This window comes from Xanthomonas axonopodis pv. maculifoliigardeniae (genome assembly GCF_041519315.1).
In the GTDB taxonomy this organism is placed as follows: Bacteria; Pseudomonadota; Gammaproteobacteria; order Xanthomonadales; family Xanthomonadaceae; genus Xanthomonas; species Xanthomonas euvesicatoria.
Window position 1 is genome coordinate 2,193,507 of record NZ_CP167998.1, and the last position, 16,866, is coordinate 2,210,372.

Consider the following 16,866-nt stretch of genomic DNA (forward strand, 5'->3'; position numbering starts at 1 on the left):
GATTAGTTCTCGGGTTCGACCAGTTGTTGCAGGGCGGACAGGCTGTCGCTCAGGAGCGAGGCCTTGTGCACGTCCTGGCCGAGGAATTCGACGATTTCCGGCCAGCGCGCCAGCGCTTCGTCGGTGGCCGGGTCGCTGCCACGCTGGTAGGCGCCGATGGCGATCAGGTCGCGGTTGGCGGTGTAGGCCGAGAGCAGCCGCTTGAGCTTGCGGATGCGCAGGCGCCAGGTGTCGTCGGCGATGTCCTGCACCACGCGGCTGACCGAGGATTCCAGGTCGATGGCCGGATACAGGCCGCTGTCGGCCACCCGACGCGAGAGCAGGATGTGGCCGTCCAGGATGGCGCGGGCAGCATCGGCGATCGGGTCCTGCGGGTCGTCGCCTTCGGTCAGCACGGTGTAGAAGGCGGTGATCGAACCGCGCCCCTTGGCGCCGTTGCCGGCACGTTCCACCAGCGCCGGCAATTTGGCGAACACCGACGGCGGGTAACCGCGGGTGGTCGGCGGCTCGCCCACCGACAGGCCGATCTCGCGCTGCGCCTGGGCGAAGCGGGTCAGCGAATCCATCAGCAGCAGCACGTTCAAGCCCTGGTCGCGGAACCATTCGGCGATGGCGGTGGCGCGGTAGGCGCCATGCAGGCGCGCCAACGGCGGGCGGTCGGCCGGTGCGGCCACGACCACGGCGCGGCGCAGGCCTTCTTCGCCCAGGGTGGTTTCGACGAAATCGCGCACTTCGCGGCCACGTTCGCCGATCAGCCCGACCACGATCACGTCGGCCGAGGTGAAGCGGGTCATCATGCCGAGCAGCGTCGATTTACCGACGCCGGAGCCGGCGAACAGGCCTACGCGCTGGCCACGGCCGATCGGCAGCATGGCGTTGATGGCGCGCACGCCGACGTCCAGCGAGGTGGTGATGGGCTCGCGCGCCAGCGGGTTGATCGACACGCCGGCCATGCCGATGCTGCCTTCGGCGCGGATCGGGCCCTTGCCGTCCAGCGGGGTGCCGTCGCTGTCGATGACGCGGCCGAGCAGGCCTTCGCCCACTTCCACGCCGCCGCGGCGCCGCGAGGGCACCACCCGGGCATTGGGCAGCAGGCCATGCAGTTCGGCGCTGGGCATCAGGTAAGTGCGTTCGCCGGCGAAGCCGACCACTTCGGCGTCGACCCAGCCGCCATCGACCTCGACCTTGCAGGTCGCGCCCATCGGCGCTTCGCAGCCGGTCGCTTCCAGGGTCAGGCCGACCGCGCGGCGCAGGATGCCTTCGCGGATCAGGGTGCGACCGGCGGTGGGCTCCAGGCCAAGGGTGCCCAGGCGCGTGGCCAGGCGCAGATTGCGTGCATCCAGCCAATCGGCCGGGGTGGCACCGAACAGGGCGCTCACAGGCCCGCTCCGGATTTGCGCATGACCGTCTCCAGCGCAGCCCGCAGGCGCGCGTCCAGGGTGCCGTCGATGCGCACGCTTTCGGCGTGCACACGCAGATCGCCGCGGCTCAGGCTCATGTCCGGGGCCACGCGGGTGGTGCTGCTGGGCGCCAGATGCGGCAGCAGCGCGGTGATGTCGTCCGGGTGCAGGCGCACTTCGACCTCGCGGCCGGCGCCGCCAACCGCATCGACCGCCTCGCCGACCAGGTCGGCCAGCAGTTGCGGGTCGGCCTGGTAGGCACGGCCGACCAGCTGGCCGGCAATGCGCACGGCCAACTCGCCGAGCGCGCCGACCACTTCGTTTTCCAGCCGCGCCAGCGGGCGGGTGAAGTTGTCCAGAATGCCGTCGATCTGCGCGGTGAGGCGGCGCACTTCCGACTGGCCCTGGGCGAAGCCTTCGGCATGCCCACGCGCGAACCCTTCGTGCTGGGCGGCATCTTCGATGGCCTGGATCTCTTCCAGGGTCGGCGGGCGCAGCACCGGCTCGAGCATGGCCGGTTCTTCGTAGTCCGGTTCCGGCAAGGCCGGGACAAGCTGCAGGTCCGGGGCCAGCCAGCGGGTGACCACCTCGTTCATACCATGGCCTCCGCACCGGCGCCGCCCAGGCTGATGGCGCCTTCGTCAGCCAGGCGGCGGACGATGGTGAGGATTTCCTTCTGCGCCGCTTCCACGTCTGCAAGGCGCACCGGGCCGCGCGCTTCCATGTCCTCGAGCAGGATTTCGGCCGCGCGCTGGGACATGTTGCGGGTGATCTTTTCGCGCACCTTGACGTCGGCGCCGCGCAAGGCCAGCCCCAGGCGCTCGCCGGAGACTTCGCGCAGCAGCGTCTGCAGGCCGCGGTCGTCCAGGTCCACCAGGTTGTCGAACACGAACATCAGGTCCTGGATCTTGCCGGCCAGGTCGGCGTCGATCTTGCCGATCTCGCCCAGCACGCCCTGGTCGGCGCCGGTGTCCAGGAAGTTGAGGATGTTGGCCGCCACCTTGATGCCGCCCACGTTGGACGACTTCAGGTTCTGGTTGCCGGCGAATTGACGCTCCATGATGTCGTTGAGCTCGCTCAGCGCATTCGGCGGAATGCCGTCCAGGGTGGCGATGCGCAGCAGCACGTCGGCGCGGGTGCGCTCGGGCAGCAGCTTCAGCGCCTCGGCGGCCTGGTCGCTGTCCAGGTGCGCCATGACGATGGCGATGATCTGCGGGTGCTCGTTGCGCACCAGGTCGGCGACCGCGCGCGGGTCCATCCACTTCAAGGTGTCCAGGCCGGTGGTGTTGCGGCCCAGCAGGATGCGGTCGATCAGCCCGCCGGCCTTGTCGGCGCCCAGCGCCTGGATCAGCACGTTGCGGATGTAGTCGTCGGCGCCCACGCCCAGCGAGGTCTTGCCGGCCAGTTCGCCGTTGAACTCGTCCATCACCTTCTCGACCTGGTCGCGCGAGATGCCGGTCATGGTGGCCATGGCGATGCCGATCTTCTGCACCTCCTTGGGGTCCATGTGCTTGAGCACTTCGGCCGCGTCGCTCTCACCCAGCGACAGCAACAGCACCGCGGCGCGCTGCACTCCAGTCATCGGTTGTGTATCAGGCTTCACTGGCGACCCATCCCTTCACGACTTGTGCGACACGTTTTGAATCGGCTTTGACGGCCTCGCGCGCCAGGCGCATGCGCTCTTCGTAGGCGTCTGGCAGAGCGATCGGGGTCTTCTTGTCCTGACCGATCTGCGCGGTGTCTTCTTCCAGGCGGGGCATCAGGTCGTCGTCTTCGTCGACCATCCGCACGTCGGCGCTCTGTGGAGTGCCATCCTTGCCAGCCTTGCCTTGCTTGTCCTTGACCGCGGTCACGCCGGTGAGCTGACGCAGGGTGGGGCGCACCACACCGAACAACAGCGCCAGCACCACCACCGCACCGACCAGCAGGCGCAGACCGTTCTGCACGCGCGGGTCTTCCCACCACTTCGGGCCTTCCTCGCCCGCCACCGCTTCGCGCACGAACGGGGCATTCATCACCGACACCGTGTCGCCGCGTGCCGCGTCGAACCCCACTGCCTGCTTGACCAGGCCTTCGATACGGGTGAGCTCGGCAGCGGTGAGCGGCTGTTCGACCATCTTGCCCTTGGCGCCGGGGCGCGGGACGTTGTCCAGCAGCACCGCCACCGAGACGCGCTTGATGCGACCGGCCGGCTGGCGGGTGTGTTGCAAGGTTCGGTCCAATTCGTAGTTACGCGTGGCGCTCTTGGAACTTTCGGTCGGCGTGGCCGGGGCCGCGGCCTGGCCATTGGCGGCCGCCGGGGTGCCCGGCGCGCCGGCCACGGCCGGTGCCGGCGGCTGGCCGGGGCTATTGCTGGTGGCGCCCGGAGGGCCCTGCGGGCCGGTGGCGCTGGTGCTGGTGTCGCTGACCTGCTCGCTGCGCAGCTTGGCCGGCTCGCCGTTGTAGAGCTCGCGGGCTTCTTCGACCACCGAGAAGTCCATGTCCACGCTGGTTTCCGGATTGACCCGGCCCGGGCCGGTCATCGGCTCCAGCAGCTCGCGGATGCGCTGGTTGTAGGAGCTTTCCTGGCGGCGCACCTGTTCGAACTGGGCGGCGTGCTGGGCCGCGTCGCTGTTCGGGTCGGCAATGGAGAGCATGCGGCCGCTCTGGTCGACCACGGTCACGCGTTCGGGGGTCATGTCCGGGATGCTGGACGCCACCAGATTGACGATGGCATCGACCTGGTTGCGCTCCAGGCCCTGGCCGCCGCGCAATTCCAGTACCACCGAGGCGCTGGCTACATCGCGCTGGCGGGTGAAGGCGCTGGGCTTGGGAATGGCCAGGTGCACACGGGCCTCGCGCACCGGGCGCAGGGTGCCGATGGTGCGCGAGAGTTCGGTTTCCAGCGCGTGCTGGTAGCGGGCGTTTTCCACGAACTGGCTGACGCCGAAGCCCGGGTCCTTTTCCATCAGTTCGAAACCGCCGCCGGTTTCCTTGCCGGTCAGGCCGGAGCCGGCCAGCTTGAGGCGGGCGTCGTACAGACGGTCCTGCGGCACCGAAATGGCGCCGGTGGTCTGGTCGATCTTGTAGGGAATCTGCGCGGTGCGCAGCAGGTCGGCCGCTTCGGCATTGCCCTTCTCATCCAGGCCGGTGTACAGCGACTGATAGCCAGGCTTCTGCGACCAGAAGAACACCGCCAGACCCGCCGCGACCGCCAGGGCGATCATCGCCATCATGGTCAGCTTGCGGGTGATCTGCAGGCTGCGGACACGGTCGAACCATTGCCCCGCCTTTTCGGCGTTCTGGTTCATGTTTTCTTTGCTGATCGCGAGTGCCATGTGTCGTCAACCTTTACAGCGGCATGTTCATGACGTCCTGATAAGCCTGGACGAGACGGTTGCGGACTTCCACGGTGGCGCGGAAGGCCACCTGGGACTGCTGGGAGGCGACCATGACCCGTGCCAGATCGGCATTGGGGTCGCCCATTTCGAATGCTTTGGACAGCGCGCCGGCCTTCTGCTGGGCCTCGTTGACGCCGCCGATGGCGCCGCGCAAGGTCTCGCTGAAGCTCGGTGCCTGCGTCGCCGGTGTTCCCTGTGCGCCGGCCAGGCCCTGGATCTGGTTGCCACGCGCCGCATCGCCCACCGCGCCCATCGGGCCTTGGCCCATCTGCGTCTGGTAGCTGCGGATCTGCGAGAGGATGGAGGTGACGGAATCGCTCATGGGTGCGGTCAGCCAGGGAGGCATCCACACCAATGCAAGCGGCGTGCCGAAATGGCGCCGGGATTCCGGCGCGGGGGCGTTCCGGTCGCGGCCGCGTCGCAGCGATTGGCTTGTTTTCTCCCGCAGCCAGGTGTTCCTTCTCCCGCCTGCGGGAGAAGGTGGCGCGCAGCGCCGGATGAGGGCACTACCCTCGGTGCCACGCGCTGCAGGCATGGCAACCGCGGGCGCCGGAGTGTCGCGCGCCCCCCCATCCGCCCTTCGGGCACCTTGCCCCGCAAGCGGGAGAAGGGAACAGAAGGCCGCCAGTTGCAGTGCGACCGCCAGATCAAAGTACCCAGGCTGTCCTTCTCCCGCCTGCGGGAGAATGTGGCGCGCAGCGCCGGATGAGGGCAACCCGGTGGGTGGTCAGCTGAAGCAGCGCATCCGCATTAGTCCGGCAACCAGGCGGCCCGCCAGGTGTCCAGATTGCTGCCGCTGAGCATCCAGTCGCGCCGCACCACCTCGCGCAAGGCCGCACCCTTGGCGCGCGTTGCGTCCAGGTCGGCCAAGTGCTCGCGGATGGCGCCGATCCAGTCGCGGTAGCGGTTCTTCACCAGCGTCACCGGCAGGCTGCCCTGGTAGCAGCGCACGTCGCTGGCGATCACCGGGTAACCGCAGGCGCCGTATTCCAGGAGCCGGAGATTGCTCTTGCATTCGTTGAACAGGTTCTGCTCCACCGGCGCCAGTGCCAGATCCAGGTCCAGCGCCGCCAGCGCGGCGGGGTACTCATCGATCGGCACACCAGGCTGGAACTGGTGAATATGCTGGCGCAGCGCAAACGGGTACATCCCCATGAACACCCATTCCACTTCGCCGGCGAGCTCCTTCACCACGTCGGCAATCAGCTCCAGGTCGCCGGTATGGCTGGCGCCGCCAGCCCAGCCGATCCGCGGCTTGCCACCCTGGCGTTCGGCCCGCACGGGCAGCTGTTCCCACCAATGCGGCGGCAGGCGGTTTTCGGCCACGCGGATATCGCCATGCAACCCGGCGAACGCCTCGGCCAGGGCGGGGGTGGACACCACGAAGCGGTCCACCATGCCCAGCCCTCGCCGCACGGTCTTGAGGATGTCCTTGGGCATGTGCTCGCGATGCGCGTTCTTCAGCGGCAGGTTGGGCAGGTAGTCGTCCAGCTCGTAGACCTTGAACGCACGCGACAGCGCCTGCATGCGCCGCATCGCTTCCAGTCGCGGCTCGCCGACCTGGCGTTGCAGGATCACCACGTCGGGATCCTGGCGTGCCAGCTCGCTGATCTCCAGATAGCCGTTGAACAGCACGCCTTCGACCATGCCGGCTTCGCGCAGGGCGCGCAGCGGCTGGATTACCCGGTAGTGGCCGCAGCCTTCGATATCGGCGGGCAGGGCGATCATCGTCGGCAGCGGTCGCCACGACTGCAGCGGCCGCCAACTGGCGCGCGGGTCGGCCAGCTGGAAGCCGGCGCCGGGATCCAGCGAGAAGCCCGGGTTGTAGGCCGGGTCGTTGGCCATCACCGGCAGCCAACGCGCATACATCGCTTCTTCGTCGAGTGCAGTGGCGAGCGTCGCGTCGGGCGGGTCGATCAACAGCTGCGCGCGCGCGGCGTAGACATTGAGATAGCCGGCCTGCTGCAGGCGCAGACACAGGTCGACGTCGCTCCATTGCGCCAATGCCGGTTCCTGCGCAAAGCCGCCGGCGTCCAGGAACAGCTGGCGCGGCAGCATCAGGCATTCGCCACTGAGCGCGCTGTAGTTCTGATCCAGTTGCAGGCGCTGCAGATAGCCCGATTCGTCGAACGCCGCACCTGCGAAGGCGCGTGCTGCCGGTGCGCCCAGGCCCAGCAGCAGGCCGGCGTGATGCACGGTGCCGTCGCCGCGCAGCAGCTTGCCCGCAACCGCACCGACCTCCGGGCGCAGCGCGTGGTTGAGCAATTGCTCCAGCCAATCGGCTTTCATCACCGCCGCGCCTGCTGCCAGCCACAACAACACCTCTCCATGCGCGTGCTGGACCGCGGCATTGCACACCGCCTCACGCGGCGGTTCGGCGGCAAAGCGCAGCACGCGGATCTGCTGCATGCCCAGATTCTCGATGCCGCTCAGCCAGCCATGCAGATCCGGCTCGGTGGTGCCGCGATCCAGCAGCAACACCTCGTAATGCGGGTAGCTGGTATTGGCAAGAATGCTTTCCAGGCAGCGCTGCACCTGCGGCAGACGGCCATCGACCGGTACCAGAATGCTCACCAGCGGTTGTTGCGCATGGCGGTAGTCCAGCGCGTGCCGGCCGGGACCGGCACTGTGCACTACGGCGTCCACGTAACCGCGTGCGGCAAGATGGCGCGCAATCGCCTGGCGTTCGTCTTCGTCGTCGTGCTGCGGCGTGGCCGATGCGATCAGGATGGGTTCTGCAATATGACGGATGCAGGCCAACCCGTAACGCTCGATCAGGCCGAGTTGGTAATCCAGCTCGAATGCCGCGCTGGGCCCGGTGGGGAAGCCGCCATCGGCCAACAGCGTGCGGTGCCGGAACGCCCAGTGCCGCGAAAGCGTCGCCGGTGCGCTCAACAGCATGTCCAGATACAGCGCTGGCCGCAGCGCCAGCCCCAGTTGACCGCCGTCCAGCGCGACCACTTCATCGGCGTAGATGGCCTGACACGTGTCAGGCAGCGCGAGCATCTCCAGCGCCAGCATCAGCAGGCCACTGGCGGTGAACAGGCTGCCGGCCTGGACCAGCAGCACCCAGTCGATGGACTGTTGCGTGGCGATGGTCCGATTGAGTGCGGGCACCAAGCCGTCCGGACCGATCAGCACACCGCGCCCGCCGTGCTCGGCGGCCTGCTGCGGCGAGCTGCTGATCACCCAGGTCTGCTGGTTCCGATAACACGCCACCGCCGCCAGGCTGGCCTGGGTTGCGGCCACCGCTGCCGCATCGCCGTCGCTGTCGACCACCATCACTGCGATCCGCGGGCCGCCCGCATGCGCCTGCAAGCGGGCCTCGATCAACGCGCGCTGCACATCGCTGGGATGGCGCACGCCCAGCCAGGTGGCCGGCGACACGCGCTCGGCCATTCCTGCGCTCTGCATCAAGGCGTTGACCAGATCCACCGACTTGAACACCCGCGCCTTGTGCGGGCTAAGCGGGGCGACACGCACCTGGCGGTTGTCGCCGCCCTCGCGCCGCCAGCCGAGTTGGCGGATGCCCTGGCGCAGGTCGTCGTGGCCTTGATCGCCGATACCGGGCTGATCGCGGCCGGCCTGACTGAACTGCGCGCTGGACACGCGGAACTGCGTGAGCGGGCTGGACAGCAAGGCCAGGTTGCCGCGACGCAGCAGTTTGACGTAGATCGCCAGGTCGCCCACCCAATCGATGGCCTTGCCGTTCAACGCCATCAACCCGTTGCCCAACGCCAACAGATCGGCGCGCCGCGCAAGTACGCAACTCGGCTCACCGATGAAATTGATGGTGTGGTCGGCCAGGAACGACACCAGTTCCGGCCCGTCGATCAGCACGTCGTCGGCAAACGGAAAGCAGGTGGCCAGGATGTCCGGCAGTGGCTGGCCATCGCCGTCGATACGCTGCCGGCGCGAGGAGGCCATCGCCGTACCCGGGTTGCGCTCGATTGCTTCCACCAGCTGCGCAATGCAATCGGGCGCCAGCACATCGTCGTCGTGCAGAAACTTGACGTACTCGCCCTGTGCCAGGCCAATCCCCTTGATCGTGCTGACCAGCTCGCCAAGCCGTGGCGTGTTGCGGTGGTAGCGAATGGGGAAGGGCGCATCCGCCAACCTTGGCGCCAGCAGCGCTTCGATGGCGCCATCGGCATTGTCGTCGCAAATCACCAGCTCCAACGCCGGATAGGTCTGCGCCAGCGCGCTCTCCAGCGCCTGCGCAAAGTAGCGCGACTTGTAGGTCGGCATGACGATGCTGACAAGATTCGGTGTCACTTTGCTTCACCCGAAAACCTGCTGAGGTAATCCAGATACTCCTTGCGCGTCAGCCCAGGATAGCGCCGTCTTAGGAGTTGGAATTTATTTACCAAGCGTCGAGATACTTCTCCGCCGTGTTCTCTCCGCACAACAAGCTCGCGGTCCAGATTCTCTACGAGTTCGGTGTAGGCTTCATGTAGCTCAGCTGCAACTGAGGGGCTAGTGCTTTTCTTTAGATTCGGAAATTCAAAGCACGGCCTGTCGTGGGATGCGGTGCAGGGCATAAGGCCGACCACATGGAGAAAATCAAGAAATTCCTTGTGCAGAGCTGGGTAAGCATTGTTCATTTCCGAGAGGTCAAGGTTCTCGAAAACTTCACGGATGTTGCTTCGGCTGTGAATGGTAGGGTCATAAGGGATGCGGAGGTATTCGCAAGTTTCCCTGGCCCTGGAATCCGGGTTGGTCACAATGGCGGGGACGCCGCTATTAATCGAGAGAATTCCGGAGTGAAGTCGGGTTCCAATCGTGAGGCAATGGTCGTTGCTTTTGAAGAACGTGGCCCATCGGCTGTAATCAGAGAAAAATTCCAGCCGTCCAGCCATGGCCTTGGCCAATAGTTGGAAAGACGTGGGTATTTCGTCGAGATTGAAAGGTTGCGCTGTGATGTTGCGGGTCGATGGCAGCGCTTTTTCAAGATAGAGCAAGTTGATGAAATACAATTCATCCTGCAGCAGATGGGATGTCCTCGGCAGCCCGGAATTGAAGAATGTGGCCGTAGTGATGACCTTGTCCGCATCCCACGGCTTTTTTTGCAGAGCCCGGGTGGGTCCGTTCTCGAAATAGCTCGGGCAGCCAATCACTCTGACGTTCTTTATGCCAAGGCTATTCAGGATCTCGGCGGAATAATTTCCGCGAACACCAATTAGCTTGGACTTTTCAGAGAGAAGGGAGAAATTTCGCTTTTGATTGGGGCTGAGGCGCTCGGCCAGGTTCGGGTCGTAGCCGTTGAATGAGTTCGCGCAAAGGCTCACCGGCACGATCGGGATCGTGATTTTTTCAAGAAAGTGCGTGATTCTCTCAATAGGGAGGCCCGAGAAGTCCTCCCGGATGTCGTCCTTCATCGTCCAGACAAGATGCGAATATTTTTGGTTGATCTCTTCTGCAAGTTGATCGGAGAGCTTTGCCTCAAGCGCGTTAGAGATGTGGTCAACTTTCACCGGGCGCCCGAACAGCGCTTTCAAAAAACCGTAGGCGATATAGCCGTTTCCTATATTCTGGCCTCTGACATTGTCTTGGGACGGCCCCATGCCTTTCAGGAAATCCGAAATTTCCAGGGATTCAGGAAGAGCTGAGTTGAAAAGGAAAATCTTGCTTGGGTCAGTCATCGATCCGCTCATTTTTAAGGCAGAGCGTTAATAAAAATAAAGGCAGGTATCCCAGCGATCCGGCGTGTGATGGCGCAGGCCGATCCTGTAATCCGGGTTCAGAGATAGGGCAAAATCGCTTAGATCTAGCAGGTCGGTAGCTCTGTGATAGGCGGAGATCGCCATCTTGGGCTTGCACTGAACAATCGCATTCTGCGCACCTTTCAGTGCCGAAAGCTCCGACCCCTCGATGTCCATTTTGATGAAGGTGGGTGCATCGTCGATGACATCGTCGATGCAACATACTTCGATCATGTCTGCCGGTTCGCAATCCTCACTCGAAGGCTTGACGAAGCCGCCGTGGCCACCCTCATGATTGAATGGGACCCTGCCTGTTGTCTCGCCTACGCCGCAGTCATGCAGACTGATTCTGGACGCCAGAGCTGTGCCTTCGTAGCGGCGCAGTACGTTCTTGAGTGTGCCGACGTTGATCCGATCGGGTTCAATCATCCAAGAACGCGAGAATTGGCCTTTGGTGGCGCCAATCAGGCCTGCGAGCGACTCGCCAATCGAGGCGCCGCAATCAACCATCTTTTCTCCGCTACCGAATTGCAGCAGGCCGGAGCGGAAGTACAACGTGGTGTAGGGGCGTTCGATTTCGTGGTAGTACTCGGGGTCACACGTCAGGTGGAAGTTGAGGACAGAGAACAGGGTTTGTGCCGAATAGGCATCGGAAAAGCGTTCTGCCAGGCGCTGAAACCTGGGAATGTTGCGCACGATCTCCCGTCCCCAATCGTCCACCCGGAAATCTACACGCCCCTGTAGACCGAAAGCGCGAACGGCCTGTTCAAAGTTGATATGAGCAATCCCGTGCTGCCTGCAGACCTGGTCAAAAAATCGCTTGGGTCCGTCATATCGGCAGGTGTTGAGGGCGATGATGTCGCCAGACTTGGTCAGTTCGATGAACCTGTCCGTCGAGATGATCGGAGTGCCGTAATACAGCGCACCGGAGTGATAGCGGAAGTCGTCCACCGAGGCGATCACATTGCAGTGCCGGTCCTGCTTCAGGTTCAGCAAGTGCGCGCCGAACCCCCCGGTTCCTAAAACGATCACCTTGACTTCGTCGCCAAATTTGGCAATGAGGTGGCGAACGTCCTCGGGAATACCGAACATCGGATCACCAGTCAGGCCTTCGGCGGCGACCTGAAACGTCTCTTCCGATGCCTGCGGGTCGATATTTAGTTTGAATTGGATAGCGGTTTGCATGATTGGTCCCCGGCTTAGGCTTCATAAACATGGATTGGAGTGTCGTAGCGGGCGTGGAAATAGGTCTTGGCCGGCACGTCCTCGCAGTAGACACGTGACCAGCCAAGTTCGCAGCTTCGCCCCACCTTGACGCCCCCACTCACGATGGCGCCGGTTCGCAGGATGCTATTGCTGCCGATCTCGACGCCCGCGCCGATTTGCACACCATGCTCTATCCAGCATGACGATTTAACGCGGCATGCGGGTCCCAGGTGCGTGCCGGCGTGGATGACGGTGTTGTAGTCGATCCTGCACCCGTGCCCAACGACAGCATTGGCACCCACGAATGCATTGAGACCAATGGCCGTGTCAGAGCCGATGGCTGCGCTCGGGTGGATGAAGGGTTCGAGCTTGAAGCCACGCTCCATCGCTGCCTGCATCAGTTCCATGCGCTTGAAGTTGCCGAAGCGGTCGTCGAAAGCCACGAACATGGCCCCGTCGGTCGGATTCAGTCGATCCAGCACGCCCAGATCGAATTCGTGTTCCGAGTCTTGTGGTACATCGATCCTGATGACCGTCTCGTCCTGACGCGCGTGCTTCCAGGCATGAAAGGCCAGATCGAGGTATTCGCTGCCGCCGATGATCCACCTAGATCTCATGTTCGGTCTCCATCAGCGCCGTGTACCAGCGCTCAACCAGGCGATTCATGGATTCATAGGCTCCCTGGGTGGGTAGCGGGGCGTCTGTATGCAGTGCCGCCTGCACCCGCTCCATGATGTCCACGTCTTCTCCCACTACCACCTTGCTGCCGTGCATCTGCGCAAGCAGCACTTGGCTGGAAGAACGGTAAGGCTGTTTCTTGCGTGCGCTAAACCAATAGATTTCCAGGTCGGTCCGGTCCGGTGCGACGGGGATGTGGTGTTCCAGAGTGAAGGAATAGCCCCCGTTGGCGCTGGCGATATGCAAATTCGGGAAGGCAAGCCAGTTAAAGTAGGCGTCCTGCTTGCCCCAGCGTTCCACTTTAGCGTGCCAGCCGAAATGCTTAAGGTTGGGGATGGTGGCTTCCGGGCCGCCGAAACTGAAGCGGCGCATCTCGCGCCTCAGCGCTACGGGCGACGTGTCCTGCAAGGCCTCCATGGACTCCTTGGCTTGTTCCTCGTTTACCTGGGGAGTGAAGTTGACGCTTTTGGCCAGGGTCTTGGGGTGGACAAAGCGCGGGTGGTTGGCGTCCCGCAGATTCTCGTAGGCCAGCTTCCAGTTGTACCGGCCATGCCATGTGGTCACCATGACCTCAGTGTCATAGGCGTTGGAACTACTTTCCAGCAAGGCGATGAAGTCTGCCGAAAACTGCTCCTCGATTGGCATGGGGTCTGGATCGAGGTTGACGAACAACAGGTTGCCGATGGCGCGCAGTGAGAATTCGCGCAGCTTCAAGTTGGCCTTTTCACTATTGTCCAGGTGGTAGATCGCATCGCAGTCCGGGATGTTCTTTACCCGGCCTTGTTCGTCGTAACTCCAGGCGTGGTAGGGGCACACCAAAGGCCGGCAACCGAGAGCAGCGGTTTGAATCAGTGCACTGCGGTGGAGGCAGACGTTCTCGAACGCACGGATTTGCCCGCGGAAGTTCTGGATCACCAGAGGAACACCCGCGATCTTGCGTGTGATAAAGCAATTGTGATCCTTCAGCAGCGTTTTGAGTCCTGCGAACAACCAGACCCTGCGGAAGATCTTGCGCTGTTCGCAGTCAAAGATTTCCTGCGACAAGTAATACTTGGGGTGCATCCTGGAGCGCATGGATCAGTCCATCTTGATGTTCTTGTGGAATACGATCTTGGCCGGATTGCCAAATACCGTGGCGCCCGCCGGCACATCCTTCAGCACGACCGCACCGGTGCCGACGACAGCGTGCTCACCTACCTTGACGCCAGGCACTAGGGTGGCACGTGGGTGCACGACTGCGAAATCGCCTATCTGCACACCGCCTCCCATGAAAACCTGTGCGCCCACATGAGCATAATTGCCAATGCGGACATCGTGTCCAATCACCGACCAAGTGAGCAGATTGGCAAAATCCCCGATCCACACATCGGGGCCAACGTGTACCTGGTTGCCGAGAAAGCAACCTGTGCCCAGACGCACGCGACGACTGAGGTGCGCCTCGGTGCAGATTGGGATGAACGCGGCCCCCTTTGCAAGCAGCGGTTGAATGTATTTATGCCGTTCCAATGGGTCGCCTTGCGCGCAGACAAAAGCCTCGTTGCCACGCGGCACGTATGTCAAAGGGTCACCGACGATGGGTACCCCGGTATCGAAGCCATCGAGAATATGCTCGCGGCTGTCCAGGAATCCGGTGACTTCCCATTCCTTGCGATGTGCAATATCACCTTGCATCTGCTCAAGAACCTCCCGGCCCCAGCCGCCCGCCCCGACGATGAGCACGGAATAGGTCATAGGACAGACCCACCGTCCATTACCAAACTGGTCCCGGTTACCCAGCGGCTGGCATCGGACAAGAGATAGATCGCAGCGTTCGCTACGTCCTCTGAGGTGCCCAAACCGAGCGGGTGGCGTTTTCGCTGTGCTTCCAGATGGGTTGCGTCCCAAATGGGCGTTATGACTGCAGAGGGAGACATGCCATTGACCCGGATCTTGCGTTTGGCCTGCTCCATGGACAGGCAGCGAATGATGCCGAGCAGGGCTGACTTCATGGCCGAATACGGTCCTACCCCGGGTGTGCCGATATGGGCCGCAGTGGAAAGCATGAAGACGATGGAACTTTGAGGCGCAAGAGCGTTGGCCTGCAACAGCCGCTGGGTGAGCATGACAGGGGCCAGGAAATTGACCGCATAGACATCGGTCATGAGCTTCTCGGTCAACTGCCTGATAGGGCTCAAGCGCTGCCTGCCAGCGCAGTGGACCAAGCCATCTAGGCTGGAAATGCCCTGTACTAGTCGTTCACGGCCTTCGGCTTCGGTCAGGTCGGCCAGCACTTGAAGGTGGCCTTGGCCATTCAACAAGTTGTAGGTTTCCTGCAGGCGTTCTGCATCCCGCCCGGTGATGACCAGGCGCGCCCCACGCCGCGCGCAGGAAACAGCGATTTGCCTGCCGATGCCTGATGAAGCGCCTGTGACCAAAATGGTCTTGCCATCCAGTGAAAAAGCGCGTTGCGCCGCGTTGGTCATGCGTAGATGTCCATCGGTACAGAAAAACCGCCATCAAGAATGAAGTGGTTGCGCGTGATCCAGCGGCTGGCATCGGAAAGATAGAACACTGCTGCATAAGCCACGTCTTCCGGCTCGCCCATGCCAAGTGGCGTCAATTCAAACAGGCTGTCCATATTGCCGCCGCTTCCCTGCAACCCATCCAACAAGGGAGTGCGTACATAACCCGGTGCAATGCAGTTGGCGCGCATACCTTGCTTTGCTACTTCCATGCCAAGCGAGCGCATCATGCCCAGCAGGGCGCTTTTGCTGGCAGCGTATGCGCTGCTTGCCAGTGGGCCGATATGCGAGGCAATTGAGGCAATGAATAGCAGGGATCCGCCCGGCGCGATCTGCTTCTTCGCCAATAGGCCTCGCGTCAGTAGCATGGGTGCGTAGGTGTTGCTTGCAAATGTCTCGTCAAGGTGCGCTTGACCGATCATTCGAAAGGGGGTCAGCTTGGACATGCCAGCTGCGTGCGCCAGGCCGTTGATGACACCGCTCGCAGCCACCACGTGGTCAATACCCTCCTGTACCGCCAAGTCCGCCACCACTTGCGTGTGGCCTTGGCCGTCCAGTTGGTCGAATGTGGCTTGCAAGCGCTCGGTGTTGCGTCCGGTGATGACAACGCTCGCTCCCATCTGGGAGCAAGTGATTGCAATTTGACGACCAATACCCGATGAAGCACCAGTCACCAGGACGCGCTTGCCTTCTAGGGAAAACGGATCACGCTCGGCGTTCATGCTTCGATCAGTGCCGGAAAAGCCGCGTTTTCGACGTCCACGATCGCCGTGCCCCACGACAAGCCGATACCGAAGCCGGCAAGCAACAGTCGGTGCCTGGCATTGATCAGCGTATCGTTCAGGCGGACGGTCATGGTGACGGGCAGGGAGGCGCCACTGGTATTGCCGAAGTCTCGCAAGGTTGACGGAACTTTCTCCGTCGGCAGCGCCAACTTCTTGCGGATGGTTTCGTTGATCATCTTGTTGGCCTGATGGAAAACGAAAAAATCAACGCTGTCCTTATCAACACCAGAATACTCAAGCAATCTTTCCACCGCTGGAGGTACTCGCTGGGTCGAGAAACTCAATACGGCAGGGCCATCCAGAATGAGTTCACCCGGCCAATGCAGCACACCGTTCTCGTCACGTGTAGGAGAGATATGTTGGGGGCCGTAAGGCTCACGATGTCCGCCTATGGGCAACATGATGGCTCGGTAGCCGCTACCGTCGCTGTTCAAATCGAAATGCATGGGTGGTGCATTCTTGTCGAACTCCAGCGCCGTGGCGGTGCCCGCGTCGGAGAACAATGGGTCCAGAAGCGTGGCCGAGCGGTCGCCGACCAGCAGAAGCGCCTTTTTGATGGTGCCCGCTGCAATCATGCTTCCCACCAGGTGTAGGCCAAAGGGATAGCCGGAACAGCCGAGATTGACATCAAAGGCGATAGCGGTCTGTGGCAATTGCAGCCGGTGCTGCATGATGATGGCCGTGGCCGGGATGGGGTAGTCGGGTGATTGCGTCACGACAATCAGTGCATCGATTTCTTCCTTATCCCATTGCAGCTCTGCAAGCAGCTTTTCCGCAGAGATGAGCGCCAAATCGGAAAATGTCTGCCAGCTTGGGCAAATGCGACGAAACTCGATGCCGATGTTACGCACCAGACGCTCGCGTTCTGAGCGCATCTTCGGCGGGCAATCGGTCAGGTTGGAAATGATCCGCTTGGGCACGCAACTCGCCATGCCCGCAAAACGGACATTGCTAAGAGTGGACAGTCCCATGGCTTTACCCCAGCAGTTTGTGAAGATCGTTCAAGGTGGCGCAGTTCTTGAGATCTTCGCCGGTAATGACCTTTCCGTAATCCACGTCGAACATGACGATTACCCCCAACGCGGAGAGCGAATCCCACTCAGGCAAGTCGGCCAGTGCGGTGTCCATGGTGACCTCCACCGGTTCCTGGAAGTCGGTGGCGGAGAGGAAGTTCTCGATAAATGTTGCCTGGGTCATGCGAGCTCGCCTGGTTG

Annotated in this window: 15 protein-coding genes; all 15 read right to left on the minus strand. The window is 62.6% G+C overall.

The features are described from left to right. Positions 1-2 precede the first annotated feature (2 nt). Positions 3-1,379, minus strand: coding sequence for a FliI/YscN family ATPase (locus ACDH77_RS09585; protein WP_005918170.1), 1,377 nt, complete (start codon positions 1,377-1,379; stop codon positions 3-5). Further along, complete coding sequence (locus ACDH77_RS09590) at positions 1,376-1,996, minus strand: FliH/SctL family protein (RefSeq protein WP_011347268.1); 621 nt, start codon at positions 1,994-1,996, stop codon at positions 1,376-1,378. Before ACDH77_RS09590 ends, ACDH77_RS09585 begins: the two co-directional genes overlap by 4 nt. Further along, on the minus strand, positions 1,993-2,982 hold the full coding sequence (gene fliG / locus ACDH77_RS09595) for a flagellar motor switch protein FliG (RefSeq protein ID WP_005918162.1): 990 nt from the start codon (positions 2,980-2,982) through the stop codon (positions 1,993-1,995). Before fliG ends, ACDH77_RS09590 begins: the two co-directional genes overlap by 4 nt. 10 nt (positions 2,983-2,992) lie before the next feature. Then, complete coding sequence (gene fliF, locus ACDH77_RS09600) at positions 2,993-4,717, minus strand: flagellar basal-body MS-ring/collar protein FliF (protein WP_218488794.1); 1,725 nt, start codon at positions 4,715-4,717, stop codon at positions 2,993-2,995. A gap of 13 nt (positions 4,718-4,730) precedes the next feature. Next, the gene (fliE, locus tag ACDH77_RS09605; protein WP_008574166.1) at positions 4,731-5,102 is read right to left on the minus strand and encodes a flagellar hook-basal body complex protein FliE; all 372 of its coding nucleotides are present in this window, start codon (positions 5,100-5,102) and stop codon (positions 4,731-4,733) included. 428 nt (positions 5,103-5,530) lie between these two features. Further along, positions 5,531-9,028 (minus strand): glycosyltransferase, encoded by a 3,498-nt coding sequence (locus ACDH77_RS09610; RefSeq protein WP_372353903.1) that lies wholly within the window; start codon positions 9,026-9,028, stop codon positions 5,531-5,533. Between the two features lie 23 nt (positions 9,029-9,051). Beyond that, a complete protein-coding gene (locus ACDH77_RS09615; protein ID WP_046931956.1) occupies positions 9,052-10,422 on the minus strand; it encodes a polysaccharide pyruvyl transferase family protein in 1,371 nt (456 codons plus the stop codon). 27 nt (positions 10,423-10,449) lie between these two features. Beyond that, positions 10,450-11,667 (minus strand): FkbM family methyltransferase, encoded by a 1,218-nt coding sequence (locus tag ACDH77_RS09620; protein WP_218488796.1) that lies wholly within the window; start codon positions 11,665-11,667, stop codon positions 10,450-10,452. Between the two features lie 14 nt (positions 11,668-11,681). After that, positions 11,682-12,305 carry a UDP-3-O-(3-hydroxymyristoyl)glucosamine N-acyltransferase gene (locus tag ACDH77_RS09625; RefSeq protein ID WP_071117947.1) on the minus strand — a complete coding sequence of 208 codons (624 nt, stop codon included), beginning with the start codon at positions 12,303-12,305 and terminating at the stop codon, positions 11,682-11,684. Beyond that, on the minus strand, positions 12,295-13,440 hold the full coding sequence (locus tag ACDH77_RS09630; protein WP_057681720.1) for an aromatic ring-hydroxylating dioxygenase subunit alpha: 1,146 nt from the start codon (positions 13,438-13,440) through the stop codon (positions 12,295-12,297). The genes ACDH77_RS09625 and ACDH77_RS09630 overlap by 11 nt, the downstream gene beginning before the upstream one ends. A gap of 3 nt (positions 13,441-13,443) precedes the next feature. Next, complete coding sequence (locus tag ACDH77_RS09635; protein ID WP_008575938.1) at positions 13,444-14,097, minus strand: NeuD/PglB/VioB family sugar acetyltransferase; 654 nt, start codon at positions 14,095-14,097, stop codon at positions 13,444-13,446. Beyond that, positions 14,094-14,828: an SDR family NAD(P)-dependent oxidoreductase gene (locus ACDH77_RS09640; protein WP_008575940.1), complete on the minus strand. Its 735-nt coding sequence runs from the start codon at positions 14,826-14,828 to the stop codon at positions 14,094-14,096. The genes ACDH77_RS09635 and ACDH77_RS09640 overlap by 4 nt, the downstream gene beginning before the upstream one ends. After that, positions 14,825-15,589, minus strand: a complete 765-nt coding sequence (locus ACDH77_RS09645; protein WP_033479028.1) for an SDR family NAD(P)-dependent oxidoreductase — start codon at positions 15,587-15,589, stop codon at positions 14,825-14,827. Before ACDH77_RS09645 ends, ACDH77_RS09640 begins: the two co-directional genes overlap by 4 nt. Beyond that, on the minus strand, positions 15,586-16,623 hold the full coding sequence (locus ACDH77_RS09650; protein ID WP_033479029.1) for a ketoacyl-ACP synthase III: 1,038 nt from the start codon (positions 16,621-16,623) through the stop codon (positions 15,586-15,588). Before ACDH77_RS09650 ends, ACDH77_RS09645 begins: the two co-directional genes overlap by 4 nt. Before the next feature lie 4 nt (positions 16,624-16,627). Next, the gene (locus tag ACDH77_RS09655; RefSeq protein WP_008575943.1) at positions 16,628-16,849 is read right to left on the minus strand and encodes an acyl carrier protein; all 222 of its coding nucleotides are present in this window, start codon (positions 16,847-16,849) and stop codon (positions 16,628-16,630) included. Positions 16,850-16,866 lie beyond the last annotated feature (17 nt).